The sequence below is a fragment of the Streptomyces sp. NBC_00083 genome (assembly GCF_026343295.1).
In the GTDB taxonomy this organism is placed as follows: Bacteria; Actinomycetota; Actinomycetes; order Streptomycetales; family Streptomycetaceae; genus Streptomyces.
On record NZ_JAPELY010000002.1, the window covers coordinates 765,616 to 782,013 of the forward strand.

The following is a 16,398-nucleotide window of genomic DNA, read 5'->3' on the forward strand; positions in this document are numbered from 1 at the left end:
GGTCGGCTCCGGTCGGGAGCCACCTCCACCGCGTGGTAGCGTTGGGTTTACCGACGCGGGGTGGAGCAGCTCGGTAGCTCGCTGGGCTCATAACCCAGAGGTCGCAGGTTCAAATCCTGTCCCCGCTACTCACTGACGAGGGCCCGGATCCTTTCAAGGATCCGGGCCCTCGTCGCGTCCGCACCCCGTGCGGCCGGGGGAGCCCGACGGCGGTCGGCGGGCGGGGCAGATGTCCGATGACCGGTGGCTGGAACCTGCTGGCGTGAAATCTGGTCTTGTCAGGGTGAGTTGGGGTACACGGGGTTTGGTGTGTCTCTCTGTGGGCATGTCGACAAAACGCTGAAGTGACCTCACGAGCTGCGGTATACCAGGTGTACGCCGGTTGCGGGTGGTGCGACGATGGTATTTATGGGGGACAGGGCAACTCTGTTGGAGACAGGGCGGTTTGTGCAGACACGCTCCGATGAGGATGCTGACACCGCTGACGCCGAGACCGAGGCGCGGCACCGGCGTGCCGCCGACAGCGGCGACGCCGAGTCGATGAGCGTCCTCGGCTCCCTGCTGCTGCGCCGCGGCGACCTCGACAGCGCGGAGCCCTATCTGCGCGGCGCCACCGCCGAGGGCGACCGGGCCGCCGCCAACAACCTGGGTGTCCTGCTCCACCAGCGCGGCTACACCGACGAGGCGGCCGGCTGGTGGCGCATCGCCGCCGTCGCCGGATCCGCCGCCGCGGCACACGCGCTCGGCCGCCACTACCGCGAGCGCGGCGACGAGCCGGCCGCCGAGTACTGGCTGCGCCAGTCCGCCGAACAGGGCCACGCACTGGGCGCGTACGCCCTGGCCGACCTCCTGGAACACCGCAGTGACGTGGGCGCCGAGCGGTGGCTGCGGGCCGCCGCGGAGCAGGGCCACCGTGAGGCCGCCTACCGCCTGGCCCGCCTCATCGACCGGCGCGGCGAGGAGGGGGCGTCCGGCGAAGGCCACGGTGACATCGCTGTCGACCGGGCACCCGAGGGCGAGAGCGCGGCCGACGAGGCCGAGCCGTGGTACCGGCAGGCCGCCGCGCGCGGGCACCGCCGCGCCGCCCTGCACCTCGGCGCGATCCTGGAGAAGCGCGGCGACCTGAAGGAGGCGGGCCGCTGGTACCTGACCTCCGCCAAGGACGGCGAGGCCAAGGCCGCCTGCGCGCTCGGCTTCCTGCTCAGGGACGCGGGGGACGAGGAGAGCGCCGCCGTGTGGTGGCTGCGCGCCGCCCAGGACGGCGACGGCAACGCCGCCAACGCGCTCGGCGCGCTGCACGCCGCGCGCGGCGAGCAGCAGACCGCCGAGCGCTGGTACCGCGCGGCGATGACCGCGGGCGATGTCAACGGGGCGTACAACCTCGGGCTGCTCTGCGCCGCCCAGAACCGTACGGCCCAGGCCGAGCAGTGGTACCGCAGGGCCGCCTACAGCGGACACCGCGAGGCGGCCAACGCGCTCGCCATCCTGCTGCTCCAGGCCGGCGACCCGACCGGCGCCGAGCCGTGGTTCTCCAAAGCGGCCGAGGCCGGCAGCGTGGACGCCGCCTTCAACCTCGGCATCCTCTTCGCCGGGCGCGACGACGACCGCACCGCCCTGAAGTGGTACGAGCGGGCCGCGGCCGCCGGGCACACCGACGCGGCCCTCCAGGTCGGCATCGCGCTGCTGCGGGACGGCGAGGAGCAGGCCGCCGAGCGCCATCTGCGGTGCGCGGCCGGCGGCGGCAGCGCCGAGGCCGCCTTCCGGCTCGCCACGCTCCTCGACGCGCGCCAGCCGCCGCCCGGCCCGCCCGCGCTCGGCGAGCCGATGGCCGAGAAGACCGAGTGCGAGGAGTGGTACGAGCGGGCAGCGCAGCAGGGCCACCGCCGCGCCCAGGTGCGGGTCGGCATGCTCGCCGCGGCCAGGGGCGACCTGGAGGCGGCCGCGCGCTGGTACGGGGAGGCGGCCGAGGCGGGCAGCCGCAACGGCGCTTTCAACCTCGGGCTGCTGCTCGCCCGCGAGGGCCGCGAGCGTGAGGCGGCCCTGTGGTGGAGCCGCGCCGCCCACGCCGGCCACGGGCGGGCCGCGCTGCGCCTCGCCCTGCTCGCCGCCCGCCACGGCGAGCTGAGCGAGGGGCAGCGGTGGTGCGCCAAGGCGGTCGAGCTGGGTCCCGCGGAGGTCGCGGAGCGCGCGGCACGGCTGCGCGAGGCGCTGCACCAGGAGCTCACGGCCTAGCTGCTTGGGGTCTCCTCGGGCCTTCCCGGGGTCCCCGGGGAACAGATTTGCGCTGGTCGGTGCCGTCCCGTAAGGTTGGGTTCACCGACGCGGGGTGGAGCAGCTCGGTAGCTCGCTGGGCTCATAACCCAGAGGTCGCAGGTTCAAATCCTGTCCCCGCTACTTGAAGACTGAGGCCCGAATCCTTTGGGGGATTCGGGCCTCAGTCGTATGTCCGCCAACTGCCCGGCAGGCGAGGCCGACATCCCGCGGACGAAAGACGCCCGCACAACAGAGAAGCCCCCCGGCCACCGGCCGGAGGGCTTCTTCACATTACGGGGCGGGTCAGGCGGCCGCGCAGTTCGGGCAGGTGCCGCGGTAGGTGACCTCGACGGCCGCGATCGTGAAGCCGAAGCGCTCGCTGTCGGGGAGGTCCGCCAGCGGGTTGCCCTGCGGGTGGACGTCGCGGATCGCGCCGCACTGGGCGCACACCAGGTGCTGGTGCGGGCGGTGCGCGTTCGGGTCGTACCGCTTGGCGCGGCGGTCGGTGGAGACCTCAAGGATCTCACCGAGCGTCACCAGCTCGCCCAGCGTGTTGTAGACCGTGGCCCGGGAGATCTCGGGCAGCCGCTCCACCGCGCGCGCGTGCACTTCGTCGGCGGTCAGGTGGACGTGGTCGCCGTTCAGGACCTCGGCCACGACGCGCCGCTGTGCGGTCATCCGCCAGCCGCGGCCACGCAATCGCTCCAACAGGTCACTCATGGACACCAGCCTAACAGGGGAAGAGGCCCAGTCCCGAACAGGTGTGGGTTTGGATCACTGTTTGACTTAGACAATGTCCATTGTAGGATCGGTTCCGGTAGACACCGAGGGACAGGACGTGCAGGACATGACGCAGGAGGCGCGCGTGACACAGGGACCGCTCACCACGGAGGCCGGCGCACCGGTGGCCGACAACCAGAACAGTGCGACCGCGGGCGCCGGCGGTCCGGTCCTGATCCAGGACCAGTCGCTCCTGGAGAAGCTCGCCCACTTCAACCGCGAGCGCATCCCGGAGCGCATCGTGCACGCCCGGGGCGCGGGCGCGTACGGCACCTTCACCGTCACCCGTGACGTCTCGCAGTGGACGCGCGCCGCGTTCCTCTCCGAGGTCGGCAAGGAGACCGAGACCTTCCTGCGCTTCTCCACCGTGGCCGGCAACCTCGGCTCCGCCGATGCCGTGCGCGACCCCCGCGGCTTCGCGCTGAAGTTCTACACGGAGGAGGGGAACTACGACCTGGTCGGCAACAACACGCCCGTCTTCTTCATCAAGGACGCCATCAAGTTCCCGGACTTCATCCACACGCAGAAGCGCGACCCGTACACCGGCAGCCAGGAAGCCGACAACGTCTGGGACTTCTGGGGGCTGAGCCCCGAGAGCACCCACCAGGTGACCTGGCTCTTCGGCGACCGCGGCATCCCGGCGACCCTGCGCCACATGAACGGCTTCGGCTCGCACACGTTCCAGTGGAACAACGAGGCCGGCGAGGTCTTCTGGGTCAAATACCACTTCAAGACCGACCAGGGGATCAAGAACCTCACCCAGGACGAGGCCAACAAGCTCGCCGGTGAGGACCCCGACAGCCACCAGCGCGACCTGCGCGAGGCCATCGAGCGCGGCGACTTCCCGTCCTGGACCGTGCAGGTGCAGATCATGCCGGAGGCGGACGCGGCGACGTACCGCTTCAACCCGTTCGACCTCACCAAGGTGTGGCCGCACGAGGACTACCCGCCGATCGAGATCGGCAAGCTGGAGCTCAACCGCAACCCGGAGAACATCTTCGCCGAGGTCGAGCAGTCGGTCTTCAGCCCCGCGCACTTCGTTCCCGGCATCGGTCCCTCCCCGGACAAGATGCTCCAGGGCCGGCTCTTCGCCTACGGCGACGCCCACCGGTACCGCGTCGGCATCAACGCCGACCACCTGCCGGTGAACCGTCCGCACGCCACCGAGGCGCGCACCAACTCCCGTGACGGCTACCTGTACGACGGCCGCCACAAGGGCGCGAAGAACTACGAGCCCAACAGCTTCGGCGGCCCCTTCCAGACCGACCGCCCGCTGTGGCAGGGCAGCCAGGTCACCGGAGTCACCGGCACCACCGTCGCGCCGGTGCACGCCGAGGACAACGACTTCGTACAGGCCGGAAACCTCTACCGGCTCTACTCCGAGGACGAGAAGGCCCGCCTGATCGACAACCTGGCCGGGTTCATCGCCAAGGTGTCGCGCGACGACATCGCCGAGCGCGCGATCAACAACTTCCGCCAGGCGGACGCCGACTTCGGCAAGCGGCTCGAAGCCGCGGTCCAGGCCCTTCGCGGCTGATCAGGGCCCGCCTGCCGAGGATGAACAGGAGGCCGGACTCCCCATCGGGGGTCCGGCCTCCTGGCGTACCCGCCGGTCCGTCAGCCCGTCAGTGCGCTCTCGCGCCGGGCCGGGGACCAGCAGCGGATGATGTCGCGGACCGAGACGATGCCGACCGGGCCGTGGCCGTCGAGGACGATCAGATGGCGGAAGCCGCCGTGGGTCATCGCCTCGGCGGCGTCGATCAGCGTCCAGGCGGGTGCCGCGAAGACGACGTCGGTGGTGGTGTGGGTGCCGGCCGTCTCGTGGTCCGGGTCCTGGCCCAGGCCGACGGAGTTGAGGATGTCGCGTTCGGTGAGGATGCCGAGGCCGCTGGTGTCGGGGTCGAGGACGATGGCCGCGCCGACCCGGCGCGCGGACATCAGACGGGCGGCCTGTCGGAGGGTGTGGGCGGGACCGATGGTGAGGACCATCGTGCTCATGGCGTCACGGACGAGCATGAAAGGAGCCACCTCCTGGGTGGATTCGACTTCCGGCACGGCGAACGGAGCCCGCTCCGAAAGGAATTCACACGTTCACAAGTGGGGGGACTCCTAGAGTCGCATCGGGGCGGGCCGTCAACAAGGGCTGAGTAGAGGTCAGTTGAGGGGCGCGTAAAAGTACGACTCACGCCCCACAGGGGCCTCAGGGCTGCGGCGCGTCGCCCAGGTAGCCGAGCAGTTCCTCGTGGAGCAGGCCGTTGGAGGCCGCCGCGTTGCCGCTGTGCGGGCCCGGCCGGCCGTCGAGGCCGGTGAAGACGCCCCCGGCCTCCTGCACCACGATCACATTGGCCGCCATGTCCCACATCGACAGCTCGGGCTCCGCACAGAAGTCCACCGAGCCCTCGGCGACCATCATGTACGGCCAGAAGTCGCCGTACGCCCGGGTCCGCCAGCACTCCCGCGTCAGATCGAGGAAGTCGTCGAGCTTGCCCCGCTCCTCCCAGCCGCTCAGCGAGGAGTACGAGAACGAGGCGTCGGCCAGCTCGGAGACGCTGGACACCTTCAGGCGCGTCGCCGAGGTCAGACTGCGGCCGGTGAACGCGCCGTGGCCCTTCGCCGCCCACCAGCGCCGGTTCAGGGCGGGTGCCGACACCACGCCGACCACCGGCTGGAAGCCGTTCTCGCCGGCCTCCATCAGCGAGATCAGGGTCGCCCACACCGGTACGCCGCGGACGTAGTTCTTGGTCCCGTCGATCGGGTCGACCACCCAGCGCCGCGGGCCCGTGCCCTCCAGGCCGTACTCCTCGCCGAGGATCGCGTCCCGTGGCCGGGCTCGCTGGAGATGCCCCCGGATGACCTCCTCGGCCGCCTTGTCGGCCTCGCTCACCGGCGTCATGTCCGGCTTGGTCTCGACCTTCAGGTCGAGCGCCTTGAACCGGTCCATGGTGGCCGCGTCGGCGGCGTCGGCGAGAACGTGGGCGAGACGCAGATCATCGTGATAGTCGGGCATGGCCACCACCGTAGCGATCGTCCGCGGTACGGACCACAGCGCCCGCACTCCGGGACGCCCGTGCGAGCGCCCCCGGCGCCCCTTGACACGTGATTCGCCCGCGTCAACGCTGAACGCGGAGCCGCCCCCAGGCCGTCGGGGGCCCCGGGAGGCGACCATGCCCACAGCGCGGGAATCCTTACTGGACGCGGCACTCTCGGCGCTCGCGGGACTGCCGTGGCCGGCGGTGCGCATGGTGGACGTGGCGGCCGTCGCCGGGGTCTCGCGGCAGACGCTCTACAACGAGTTCGGCAGCAAGGAGGGGCTCGCCCGCGCGCTGGTGCGCCGGGAGGCCGATGTTTATCTGCGCGGCGTCGACAGAGCGCTCGCCCTCCGCTCCGCCCCCGCCGAGCGCCTGGTCGACGTGGCGGAGTGGACGCTCGGCGCCGCCCGCTCCAGCGCCCTGGTGCGGGCCCTGCTCACGGGCGCCTGGAGCGCACGGCTGCCCGCGCCCTCGGTCCGTACCGGCGCCCCCGTCTCCGCCGTGCCCGCCCAGCGCCGGGCCGACGCCGGGGTGCCGGGACCCGCCGAACTCGTCGCCGCGGTACGGGACAGGGCGCTCGCGGTGCTCGAACACGAGGTGCCGGGCGCCGACCCGGTGGAGCTCGGCCGCTACTGCGAGACCGCGGTACGGCTCGGCCTGTCCTTCGTGGTGGCGCCGGCCGCACGGGCCGGGGGCCACACCGGGCAGCTGCGCGCGATGCTCGCCGGGTTGCCCGTACGCGCGACGAGGTGAACGCGCGCCCACGGGTGTGCGTCCCCCACCGCCGTGACGGCGGCGGTCAGTGCGCCGAGCCGGAGATCTGCAGGCCGATCACGCCCACGATGACCAGCGAGATCGACACCAGTTTCAGGGTCGAGACCACATCGCCGAGGAAGACCATGCCGTAGATGGCGGTCCCGGCCGCCCCGATGCCCGTCCACACCGCGTAGGCGGGCCCCACGTCCAGCTTCCGCAGCGACAGCGTCAGCAGACCGAAGGAGCCCAGCGCGAAGGTGACGAAGGCGATCGTCGGCCACAGCCGGGTGAAACCGTGCGACAGCTTCAAGCAGACGGCGAACCCCGTTTCGAGGATCCCCGCCACCACGACCAGCAGCCACGCCATTGTCCTGGGCCTCCCACAACGCGTCTCGTCGCGAACTGCATGGTCAACACTTGGTGTGATTATGCAATGCGAGGCACGTACCCGCCCGTGGAAACGGTCAGTCCCCCTCGCGTCGCTCCCGTGTCGCGAGCAGACGGCGCAACGAGTACAGCCGGGCCGGATCCGCGTGGCCGTCGGCCACCCACTGGTCCAGCGCGCACTCCGCCTCGTCGTGGCTGCACGCGCGCGGACAGTTCTCGGTGCCCGGCACCAGATCGGGGAAGGCCAGGATCACCCGGGACGGATCCACGTGGTGGAGGCCGAAGGACCGCACGCCCGGGGTGTCCACGACCCAGCCGCCGTCCACGCTGTCCAGGGGCAGCGCGAGCGCGGAGGTGGTGGTGTGCCGGCCCCGCCCGGTGACCGCGTTGACATGGCCGGTGATGCGCCGCTGCGCCTCCGGCACCAGCGCGTTGACCAGGGTCGTCTTGCCGACGCCCGAGTGGCCCACGAACGCCGTGACCCGGCCGTGCAGATGTTCGCGCACCCGGTCCGCCGCGTCGCCCTCGTACAGCTCCTCGCGCGAGGTGACCACGTACGGGACGCCCAACGCGCCGTACATCTCCAGGAGTTCGCCGGCCGGAGCCAGGTCCGACTTGGTGAGCACCAGGAGCGGTTCGAGCCCGCCGTCGTACGCCGCGACCAGGCAGCGGTCGATGAGGCGGGGGCGGGGCTCGGGGTCGGCGAGCGCGGTGACGATGGCGAGCTGGTCGGCGTTGGCGACGACCACGCGCTCGTACGGGTCGTCGTCGTCGGCGGTGCGCCGCAGCACCGAGGTGCGCTTGCCGATCCGTACGATCCGCGCGAGCGTGTCCTTCTTCCCGGACAGATCGCCCACGATGTCGACCCGGTCGCCCACCACGGCCGCCTTGCGGCCCAGTTCGCGGGCCTTCATGGCGTGGATCGAGCGGCCCTCGACCAGGCAGGTGAGCCGGCCGCGGTCCACGGTGAGGACCATGCCCTCGGCCGCGTCCTCGTGCTTGGGGCGGATGCTGGTGCGGGGGCGGTTGCCCTTGGGGTTGGGGCGGACGCGGATGTCGTCCTCGTCCGGGTTCTTGCCGTAGCGGCGCATGGTTCTAGGCCCCGCTCAGCTTCCGGACCCCGCCAGCATGGATTCCCACATGTCGGGGAAGTCGGGCAGCGTCTTGGCCGTCGTCGCCACGTTCTCGATCTCCACGCCCTCGACGGCGAGGCCGATGATCGCGCCCGCCGTCGCCATCCGGTGGTCGTCGTAGGTGTGGAAGACGCCGCCGTGCAGCGCGCGCGGGCGGATGTGCAGCCCGTCCTCGGTCTCCGTCACATCGCCGCCGAGCTCGTTGATCTCCTTGGTGAGCGCGGCGAGGCGGTCCGTCTCGTGCAGCCGCAGGTGGGCGACGCCGCGCAGCGTGGAGGGCGAGTCGGCGAGCGCCGCGACGGCGGCGATGCCCGGAGTGAGTTCGCCGACCTCGCTCAGGTCCACGTCGATGCCGTGGATGCGGCCGGAGCCCCGGAACACCAGCCCGCGGTCGGTCAGTTGGCAGGTGCCGCCCATCTCCGTGAAGATCTGGCGCAGCTGGTCGCCGGGCTGGGTGGTGCGGGCCGGCCAGTCCGGGATGACGACGGTGCCGGCGGTGATCAGCGCGGCGGCCAGGAAGGGCTGGGCGTTGGAGAGGTCGGGCTCGACGGTCAGGTCGCGGCCGAGCAGCGCGGAGTGGGTGACCCGCCACACGTTGGGCTCGCCGCCCGTCTCCGGCTCGTCGACCTGGGCGCCCACACAGCGCAGCATGTCGACCGTCATCCGGATGTGCGGCATCGACGGCAGGGCCCCGCCCACGTGGCGTACCTCGACGCCCTGGTTGAAGCGGGGCGCGGAGAGCAGCAGGGACGAGACGAACTGGGAGCTGGACGAGGCGTCGATCTCCACCCGGCCGCCTTCGAGGGCGCCCGCGCCGTGCACGGTCATGGGGAGCGCGCCGCGGTTGTCGTCGTCGATGCGGGCGCCGAGCGCGCGCAGTCCCTCGATCACGCCGCCGAGCGGGCGCTCGTAGGAGCGCGGGTCGCCGTCGAAGCGGACCGGGCCGTCGGCGAGCGCGGCGACCGGGGGAAGGAAGCGCATGACCGTGCCGGCGTTGCCGACGTCGACCGTGGCCGGGCCGTGCAGGCCGGCCGGGATCACGCGCCAGGCCTCGCCGGAGCCGTCGGGGCCCACGCCCTCCTCGATGCCGACGCCGAGCGTGCGCAGCGCCTCGGCCATCAGGAGGGTGTCGCGGGAGCGGAGGGGGCGGCGCAGCCAGCCGGGCTCGGCGGCAAGCGCGGCCAGGACGAGCCCGCGATTGGTGACCGATTTCGATCCGGGCACGGTGACCGTCGCGTCGACGGCTTTGCTCGCGAGAGGGGCGGGCCAGAGGGCGTGGTGCACGGGCGTTTCGGTCATGGTCCTTACTTTAGTGGGGCCGTGGACTAGACACCGAGCAGCCAGCGGCCACCACCGATCAGGGAACAGACAGAAACCGCGTGGAAGAGGAAGAGCCAGAGCGCCGGTGGTACGTGGGTGAGCCGGGCGAGCTGGTCGGCGTCCGAGTCGCCGTCGTTGTGCCGGCGGCGCTTGCGCTGGAGCTCGAACGCCGGGCGCACGCCGCCGAGCAGCAGGAACCACACGGCCGTGTAGGCGAACGCCGACTGCACGTCGGGGCCGGTCAGCCAGGAGATCAGCAGGAACGCGGCCCCGGTGACCACCACGGTCAGGACGCCGTACGCGTTGCGGATCATCACCAGCATCGCGAGGAGCAGCGCGGTGGCCAGCCACAGGAGGAGCGTGACGTGGTGGGCGGTGAGGAGCCAGGCGCCGCCGAGGCCGAGCAGGGGCGGCGCGGTGTAGCCGGCGGCCGCGGTGAGGATCATCCCCAGGCCGTACGGCTTGCCCCGGCTCACGGTGAGCCCGCTGGTGTCGGAGTGCAGCCGGATGCCGTCGAGGCGGCGGCCGGAGAGGAGCGCGACCAGGCCGTGGCCGCCCTCGTGGGCGATGGTGATGGCGTTGCGCGACAGCCGCCACAGGCCGTGCGGGACGACGGCGGCGAGCGCGACCACGCCGGTCGCGATGACCAGCCACTGGTCCGGCGGGCTCTGGGTGCCGAAGAGCTGGAAGTCTTGCAGCGCGGACATGTCGGGGACGGCTCCTCAGGGGGTACGGGCGCCGTGGCAGTCTGGCACCGGGCACCGCGCTGGTGTGCGGCGGGTCGCTGGTGGGCTGTGGTGGGGAGGACGAGCGCCACCGTGCGAAAGGTTCCGTCCGCCCCTGGTACGGGCCACCGGACGCGCCCGGCGCCCGGCGCCGCCGGTCTGCCACCCTTGGACGCTGCGGATGGACGCTGCGAAGACGGGGCACCGCGCCGGTGCGCTGCGGGACGCGGCCGCACGACCCGGCGTCGGTGCGGCTCAGTGGGGAGGCTGGACATGTGCGGCAGGTACGCGGCGACTCGCGCGCCCGAGGATCTCGCCGGGGTCTTCGACGTGGAGAGGTGGGACCCGGCCGAGGCGGTGGAGCCCGACTGGAACGTGGCCCCCACCAAGCAGGTCCACGTCGTCCTCGAACGTCCCCTCAAGGACGCCGACGAGCGCCGCCCGGTGCGCCAGCTGCGCACGCTGAAGTGGGGGCTCGTGCCCGCGTGGGCGAAGTCGCCCGAGGGCGCGGCCCGGATGATCAACGCGCGGGCCGAGACGGTCCACGAGAAGCCCTCCTTCAAGAAGGCCTTCGCCTCGCGCCGCTGCATCATCCCCGCCGACGGCTACTACGAATGGGTCACCGGCACGGGGGAGCGGGAGCTGGAGGTCGAGGGGAAGAAGAAGCGGCCCCGCAAGCAGCCGTACTTCGTCACCCCGGCGGACGGCTCCGTCTTCGCGATGGCCGGGCTCTACGAGTTCTGGCGCGACCGCACCCTGCCCGACGACCACCCCTCGGCGTGGTGGGTGACCTGCTCGGTCCTCACCACCGAGGCGGAGACCGGCCCGCTCGGCGTCGCCCCGGCCGAGGGCCCCTCGTCACTCGCCGACATCCACCCCCGGATGCCGCTGATGCTGACCCGGGACCGCTGGTCGTCGTGGCTCGACCCGGCCCGCCAGGACATCGAGGAGATACGGGGACTGCTCGCGCCGCCGCCGGGCGGCCTGATGCGGGCCTACCCGGTGCCGACGGCCGTCAGCAACGTGCGCAACAACGGACCCGAACTGCTGACGGAGCTGGAGGGGCCGGAAGAGGGCACCCTGTTCTGATCGCCGCTCCGCTGCCCCGCGCGCGCCCCGTTCTGACGCAGGATGGGGCCCGTGAGCGACAGCGAGATCGTTGAGACCGGCGCCGGTGAGGCGCGCATCACGTGGCGGCCCGCCGCGAAGGCGCGCCTCGTCCTCGCGGTGAGCCACGGCGCGGGCGGCGGCATCGAGGCCCGCGACCTGGTGGCCCTGGCCGCCGCGCTGCCCCCGCTCGGGGTGAGCGTGGCTCTGGTGGAGCAGCCCTGGCGGGTGGCCGGCAAGAAGCTGGCCCCGGCGCCGAAGACCCTGGACACCGGCTGGCGGGACCTGTGGCCGGCCCTGGCCGCGAAGGGACTGCCCGTCGTCGCGGGCGGGCGCAGCGCCGGGGCGCGGGTCGCCTGCCGCACGGCGGCGGAGCTCGGCGCGGCCGGGGTCCTGGCCCTGAGCTTCCCGCTGCACCCGCCGGGCAGGCCGGAGAAGTCCCGGGCACCCGAGCTGCTCGGCGCGGGCGTGCCCACCCTCGTGGTGCAGGGCGGCAACGACCCCTTCGGCAAGCCCGCCGAATTCCCCGAAGGGCCGTACGAGATGACGGAGGTGCCCGCCGCCGACCACGGGTTCGCCGTGCCGAAACGGGCCGCGCTCACCCAGCAGGACGCACTGGACGTGATCACCGCGGCGGCCGGCGGCTGGCTCGCCGCGCTCGCCCTCTGACGCCGGGAATGCCGGATGGGGAGCGGCTGTTATGGCCCACGTAAGGGATACGCAGACCAGCTGTGGAGAGGGAGTCCGTCGCATGGGTTCGACCATCTGCCCGAGCCGCAAGGCCGCCTCTGACCTGGAGTGGACGGTGCTTTCCGCGGCCAGGACCAGCTCTATTCGAGCGGCGGGCGGAGCGGATCGTCGTCTATCCTCCGATTCGAGTGGGTCCGGCATCGGGCTCAGCACACCGTTCGAGGAGGTGGGTCCGGTCACAGGGACCGACGACGGCCACGTGGAAGAGACCACCGCCGAGCGCAACGCGCGCTTCGAGCGGGACGCCCTGGGCTACCTCGACCAGATGTACTCGGCGGCGCTGCGCATGACGCGCAACCCGGCCGACGCGGAGGACCTGGTGCAGGAGACGTACGCCAAGGCGTACGGGTCGTTCCACCAGTTCCGCGAGGGCACCAACCTGAAGGCTTGGCTCTACCGGATTCTCACCAACACCTTCATCAACTCCTACCGCAAGAAGCAGCGCGAACCCCAGCGCAGCGCCGCCGAGGAGATCGAGGACTGGCAGCTGGCGCGCGCCGAGTCCCACATGTCCACGGGGCTGCGCTCCGCCGAGTCGCAGGCGCTCGACCACCTGCCCGACTCGGACGTGAAGGCCGCCCTGCAGGCCATTCCGGAGGAGTTCCGCATCGCCGTGTATCTCGCGGACGTAGAGGGCTTTGCGTACAAGGAGATCGCGGACATCATGGGTACACCCATCGGTACGGTGATGTCCCGACTGCACCGGGGCCGCCGCCAGTTGCGCGGAATGCTGGAGGACTACGCCCGTGACCGCGGGCTCGTCCCGGCCGGCGCCGGTGAGACGGACGAAGCGAAAGGCTCGGGCTCATGAGCTGCGGAGAGCCGCACGAGACGGACTGCTCCGAGGTCCTGGACCATCTGTATGAGTTCCTCGACCACGAGATGCCGCCCACGGACTGCGACAAGTTCGAGGTGCACTTCGAGGAGTGCTCGCCGTGCCTGGAGAAGTACGGCCTCGAACAGGCCGTGAAGAAGCTGGTGAAGCGCTGCTGCGGCTCGGACGACGTGCCGAGCGATCTGCGGTCCAAGGTGATGGGCCGCATCGACCTGATCCGCTCCGGGCAGGCCGTGCCCGAGCAGGACGTCGTCACCGGAGAGGTGCCGACGCTCAGGCCCGAGTGACCCGGGCCGTCCGCCCCCTGTGACGCGGACGGTACGGAGCGACGATCGAGAACGGTGAACTGCCGCCCGCGGCAGGACAGTTGAGAGCGGTCCCGGCCATCGGCCGGGGCCGCTCTCCTCTTTTTCCGCGCAACGTCACCCGTAGGTGCGAATCCGGGTGGCTCGAAACCCCCTATTTGGTCCATGCGCCTGACCGCCGCCGCCCACGGGCCTATCCTCGCGAAGCTGTACGCAACGGGCCGACCGGGCGGATGGGGAGGTGGGGGCCATGGCGGAGCCGCGGGGAGCGCGGGACATTCCGGCGGGCGCGCGCCTCGCCGTCACGGGCGCCGTCGTCGCGGCGGGCGCGTGCGCGCTGCCCGTACTGCACCAGGGGGTGCCCTGGCCGGCCGTCGCGCTCCTCGCCGGTCTGTACGCGCTCTGCGAATGGCCGGCCCGCTGCCCCGTCCTGGCCGGCCGGGTGGACGTGCCGATCGCCGCCGGCTCCTTCTTCCCCGTGCTGCTCGCCGCCGTCTTCCTGCTCCCGCCGGCCGCCGCCGCGCTCGTCGCGGTACCGGGCGCGCTCATCGCGTACGTCGAGGACGAGCCGCGCCGGGTGCGCCGCATCTGGCGGGCCGCCGAGCTCGCCGTCGCCGCCTCGACGGCGGCCCGCGCCCACGAGCTGCTCGGCGGCCGGGCCGCGCTCGGCGGTCGCGGCCCCGGTGCCGCCCCCGACTTTCCGTACGCCCTGCTGCCGGCCGGGGCCGCCGCCCTCGTCTTCTGCCTGGTCCTCACGGCGCTCGACGGCCTCATCCTCGCCACCGCCGAACGCCGCCCGGCCCGCACCGCCTGGCGCGGCCTCCTGCTGCGCTCGCTCGCCCCGCACTGTGTGCACGGGCTCGCCGGGCTGATGATGGCCGTGCTGTGGCGCAGCCGGTTCGGGCCGCCCGCCGCGCTGTTCGTGCTGCTGCCCATGTACATCTCCTGCTGGGTCTTCGCCCAGTACCAGCGCGAGCGCGCCGCCCACCAGGCCACCATCCGCGCCCTCGTCCAGGCCGTCGACATCAAGGACCGCTACACCCGCGGCCACAGCGAACGGGTCGGCCGGGCCTCGGAGATGATCGCCCGCGAACTCGGCATGGAGGAAGGGCGGCTGGAGGTCATCCGGTTCGCCGGAATCCTGCACGACGTCGGCAAGCTCGGCGTGCCGACCCGGGTGCTCAGGAAGGACGGTCCGCTCACCCCGGAGGAACGGGCGGTGATCGAGCTGCACCCCGAGTACGGCCACGAGATGGTCCGCGGCATCGGCTTCCTCGGCGAGGCCCGCGCCGCGATCCTGCACCACCACGAACGGCTGGACGGCAGCGGCTACCCCTACGGGCTCGTCGGCACGCAGATCCCGGAGGCCGCCCGGGTGGTGGCGGTGGCCGACGCGTTCGACGCGATGACCTCGACCCGCTCCTACCGGCGGGCCCGGCCCGTCGCCGTCGCCGTCACCGAGCTAGAGCGGTGCGCGGGCGCGCAGTTCGATCCGCGGATGGTGGAGGGCCTGGTGCGGGCGCTCTCCCGCCACGGCTGGCACGTGGAGGTCACCGCCGACGAACCGGGGGCACCGGGCGGGCGCGGAAACGTGCCTCCCCCCAGGCCCCCCGGTGCGGGCCACGCCCCGCCACCGACAGACCCCCGCCCCGAGCCGCGCCCCTCCCATGTCCCGGGGGGCCCGACGTGACCGTCCGGGCCGCCGCCCCCGTGCTCGTCACCCACGCCCTGGCCTGGGCCCTCACCGCCTGGGCGCTCGTGGCGACCCTGCGCGGCGGCCTCACCGAGCCCCGCACCGCGGCCGCCTTCGGCGCCCTCATCGTGGTGGGCGAGCTGGCCCGGTGGGGCGCGCGGGACGGCGAACGCGACCCCGCGCCGCTCGCCTCCGCGGGTGCGCTCGCCTACGCGCTGCTCGGCCAGAGCGCCGGGCACGCCACCCGGCACGGGGCGCTCCAGGTCATCGCCGTGGTGGTCGCCGCGATGCTGCTCGGCTCCGTACCCCACGTGGCCGCGGGGCGCGGGCCGAGCCCCGACGAGACGGCCCGCCGGGTGCTCACCGTCGCCTTCGCCGCCGTCTGTTTCCAGCCGCTCCACAACGCCGGGCTCCTCGACGACCGGGTCGGCTACGGGCCCTGGTTCGCCCTCGTCCTCCTGCTGCTGCTCGTCCTGACCGCGTTGTGCGACGCGGTCGTCGCCGCCCTGCTCCTGTGCGCCCGCACCCGCTACCCCTTCGGCCCGCTGCTGCGCGACGAGCTGCGCGGACTGCTCGGCATCGGGTCCGCCGTCTGCGCCACCGGCACCGTCATCGCCCTCGCGGTCGCCGTCGCGGGCCTGTGGGCGCTGCCCGTGTTCTGTGTGCCGCTGCTCCTCACCCAACTGGCCTTCCGGCGGTACGCGGCCGTCCGCACCACCTACCGCCAGACCATCACCTCCCTGGCCCGCGCCACCGAGATCGCCGGATACACCAAGCCGGGCCACGCCCGCCGGGTCGCCGAGCTGAGCCGGGCCGTCGGGCGCGAGCTCGGGCTCTCCGAGAGCGAGCTGACCGTCCTGGAGCACGCCGCGCTCATGCACGACATCGGGCAGCTCTCCCTGCTCGACCCCGTCCCCGCCGGTGCCACCGCCGCCCTGCCCGCGGCCGAGCAGCGCCGCATCGCCCTGCTCGGCGGCGCCGTCGTACGCCAGACCGGGGTCCCCGCCGACGTCGCCCTGATCGTGGAGCGGCAGGCCGACCCGTACCGGGAGCAGCCGCTCGCCGCCCGGATCATCCGCGCGGTGAACGCCTACGACGACCTCGCGGAGGGCACCGCCGGACCCGGCAGCCCACTGAACGCACTCGAACAGCTGCGCCTCGGCACCGGTCGTGACTACCATCCGCACGTTGTCGAATCCCTGGCACGCGTGCTGGCCCGGGGCTGTCTGACCCGGGTGCCTCCTGGGTAACCCAGGAGTAATGAGCGGCCTTCCGGCCGGGCATGGTTGGATGCGAAAAGAACCCAGAAAACTGGGAGACCGTAA

The 16,398-nt window shown here is 72.5% G+C and carries 16 protein-coding genes and 2 tRNA genes; 11 read left to right on the plus strand and 7 right to left on the minus strand.

Annotated features, from left to right (window positions below; genetic code table 11):
• Positions 1-54 precede the first annotated feature (54 nt).
• From OOJ98_RS19880 to OOJ98_RS19890, 3 genes are all read left to right on the plus strand, one after another.
• Positions 55-128, plus strand: a tRNA-Met gene (locus OOJ98_RS19880).
• Positions 129-399: 271 nt separating this feature from the next.
• Positions 400-2,232, plus strand: a complete 1,833-nt coding sequence (locus OOJ98_RS19885) for a tetratricopeptide repeat protein (protein WP_267056275.1) — start codon at positions 400-402, stop codon at positions 2,230-2,232.
• 88 nt (positions 2,233-2,320) lie between these two features.
• Positions 2,321-2,394 (plus strand) — tRNA-Met (locus OOJ98_RS19890).
• 162 nt (positions 2,395-2,556) lie between these two features.
• On the opposite strand, the gene OOJ98_RS19895 is transcribed toward OOJ98_RS19890, so the two are convergent.
• Complete coding sequence (locus tag OOJ98_RS19895; RefSeq protein WP_267056276.1) at positions 2,557-2,973, minus strand: Fur family transcriptional regulator; 417 nt, start codon at positions 2,971-2,973, stop codon at positions 2,557-2,559.
• A gap of 127 nt (positions 2,974-3,100) precedes the next feature.
• Here OOJ98_RS19895 and OOJ98_RS19900 point away from each other — a divergent pair, with 127 nt between their 5' ends.
• A complete protein-coding gene (locus tag OOJ98_RS19900; protein ID WP_267057035.1) occupies positions 3,101-4,570 on the plus strand; it encodes a catalase in 1,470 nt (489 codons plus the stop codon).
• An 80-nt stretch (positions 4,571-4,650) separates the two neighbouring features.
• On the opposite strand, the gene OOJ98_RS19905 is transcribed toward OOJ98_RS19900, so the two are convergent.
• Positions 4,651-5,049, minus strand: a complete 399-nt coding sequence (locus tag OOJ98_RS19905) for a cyclic nucleotide-binding/CBS domain-containing protein (RefSeq protein WP_267056277.1) — start codon at positions 5,047-5,049, stop codon at positions 4,651-4,653.
• Between the two features lie 184 nt (positions 5,050-5,233).
• Positions 5,234-6,040 (minus strand): histidinol-phosphatase, encoded by an 807-nt coding sequence (gene hisN / locus OOJ98_RS19910; protein ID WP_267056278.1) that lies wholly within the window; start codon positions 6,038-6,040, stop codon positions 5,234-5,236.
• Between the two features lie 157 nt (positions 6,041-6,197).
• Between hisN and OOJ98_RS19915 the strand changes: the two genes are divergently transcribed.
• Entirely contained in the window at positions 6,198-6,815 is a 618-nt protein-coding gene (locus tag OOJ98_RS19915; protein ID WP_267056279.1) for a TetR/AcrR family transcriptional regulator, read from the plus strand.
• Between the two features lie 46 nt (positions 6,816-6,861).
• Here the strand turns inward: OOJ98_RS19915 and OOJ98_RS19920 are convergent, their stop codons facing one another.
• From OOJ98_RS19920 to OOJ98_RS19935, 4 genes are all read right to left on the minus strand, one after another.
• Entirely contained in the window at positions 6,862-7,185 is a 324-nt protein-coding gene (locus tag OOJ98_RS19920; protein ID WP_267056280.1) for a multidrug efflux SMR transporter, read from the minus strand.
• A gap of 97 nt (positions 7,186-7,282) precedes the next feature.
• Positions 7,283-8,296 carry a ribosome small subunit-dependent GTPase A gene (rsgA, locus tag OOJ98_RS19925; RefSeq protein ID WP_267056281.1) on the minus strand — a complete coding sequence of 338 codons (1,014 nt, stop codon included), beginning with the start codon at positions 8,294-8,296 and terminating at the stop codon, positions 7,283-7,285.
• A 15-nt stretch (positions 8,297-8,311) separates the two neighbouring features.
• Positions 8,312-9,637 (minus strand): 3-phosphoshikimate 1-carboxyvinyltransferase, encoded by a 1,326-nt coding sequence (gene aroA, locus OOJ98_RS19930; RefSeq protein ID WP_267056282.1) that lies wholly within the window; start codon positions 9,635-9,637, stop codon positions 8,312-8,314.
• A gap of 26 nt (positions 9,638-9,663) precedes the next feature.
• Entirely contained in the window at positions 9,664-10,365 is a 702-nt protein-coding gene (locus OOJ98_RS19935; RefSeq protein ID WP_267056283.1) for a M50 family metallopeptidase, read from the minus strand.
• Positions 10,366-10,656: 291 nt separating this feature from the next.
• On the opposite strand from OOJ98_RS19935, the gene OOJ98_RS19940 reads away from it, so the two are divergent.
• From OOJ98_RS19940 to OOJ98_RS19965, 6 genes are all read left to right on the plus strand, one after another.
• Complete coding sequence (locus OOJ98_RS19940; protein WP_267056284.1) at positions 10,657-11,472, plus strand: SOS response-associated peptidase; 816 nt, start codon at positions 10,657-10,659, stop codon at positions 11,470-11,472.
• 51 nt (positions 11,473-11,523) lie between these two features.
• The gene (locus OOJ98_RS19945; RefSeq protein ID WP_267056285.1) at positions 11,524-12,159 is read left to right on the plus strand and encodes an alpha/beta family hydrolase; all 636 of its coding nucleotides are present in this window, start codon (positions 11,524-11,526) and stop codon (positions 12,157-12,159) included.
• 82 nt (positions 12,160-12,241) lie between these two features.
• On the plus strand, positions 12,242-13,051 hold the full coding sequence (locus OOJ98_RS19950) for a sigma-70 family RNA polymerase sigma factor (protein ID WP_267056286.1): 810 nt from the start codon (positions 12,242-12,244) through the stop codon (positions 13,049-13,051).
• Positions 13,048-13,362 (plus strand): mycothiol system anti-sigma-R factor, encoded by a 315-nt coding sequence (gene rsrA / locus OOJ98_RS19955; protein WP_100575009.1) that lies wholly within the window; start codon positions 13,048-13,050, stop codon positions 13,360-13,362. Before OOJ98_RS19950 ends, rsrA begins: the two co-directional genes overlap by 4 nt.
• A 268-nt stretch (positions 13,363-13,630) precedes the next feature.
• Positions 13,631-15,070, plus strand: coding sequence for an HD-GYP domain-containing protein (locus OOJ98_RS19960; protein WP_267056287.1), 1,440 nt, complete (start codon positions 13,631-13,633; stop codon positions 15,068-15,070).
• 68 nt (positions 15,071-15,138) lie between these two features.
• The gene (locus tag OOJ98_RS19965) at positions 15,139-16,323 is read left to right on the plus strand and encodes an HD-GYP domain-containing protein (protein ID WP_267057036.1); all 1,185 of its coding nucleotides are present in this window, start codon (positions 15,139-15,141) and stop codon (positions 16,321-16,323) included.
• The last annotated feature ends 75 nt before the right edge of the window (positions 16,324-16,398 follow it).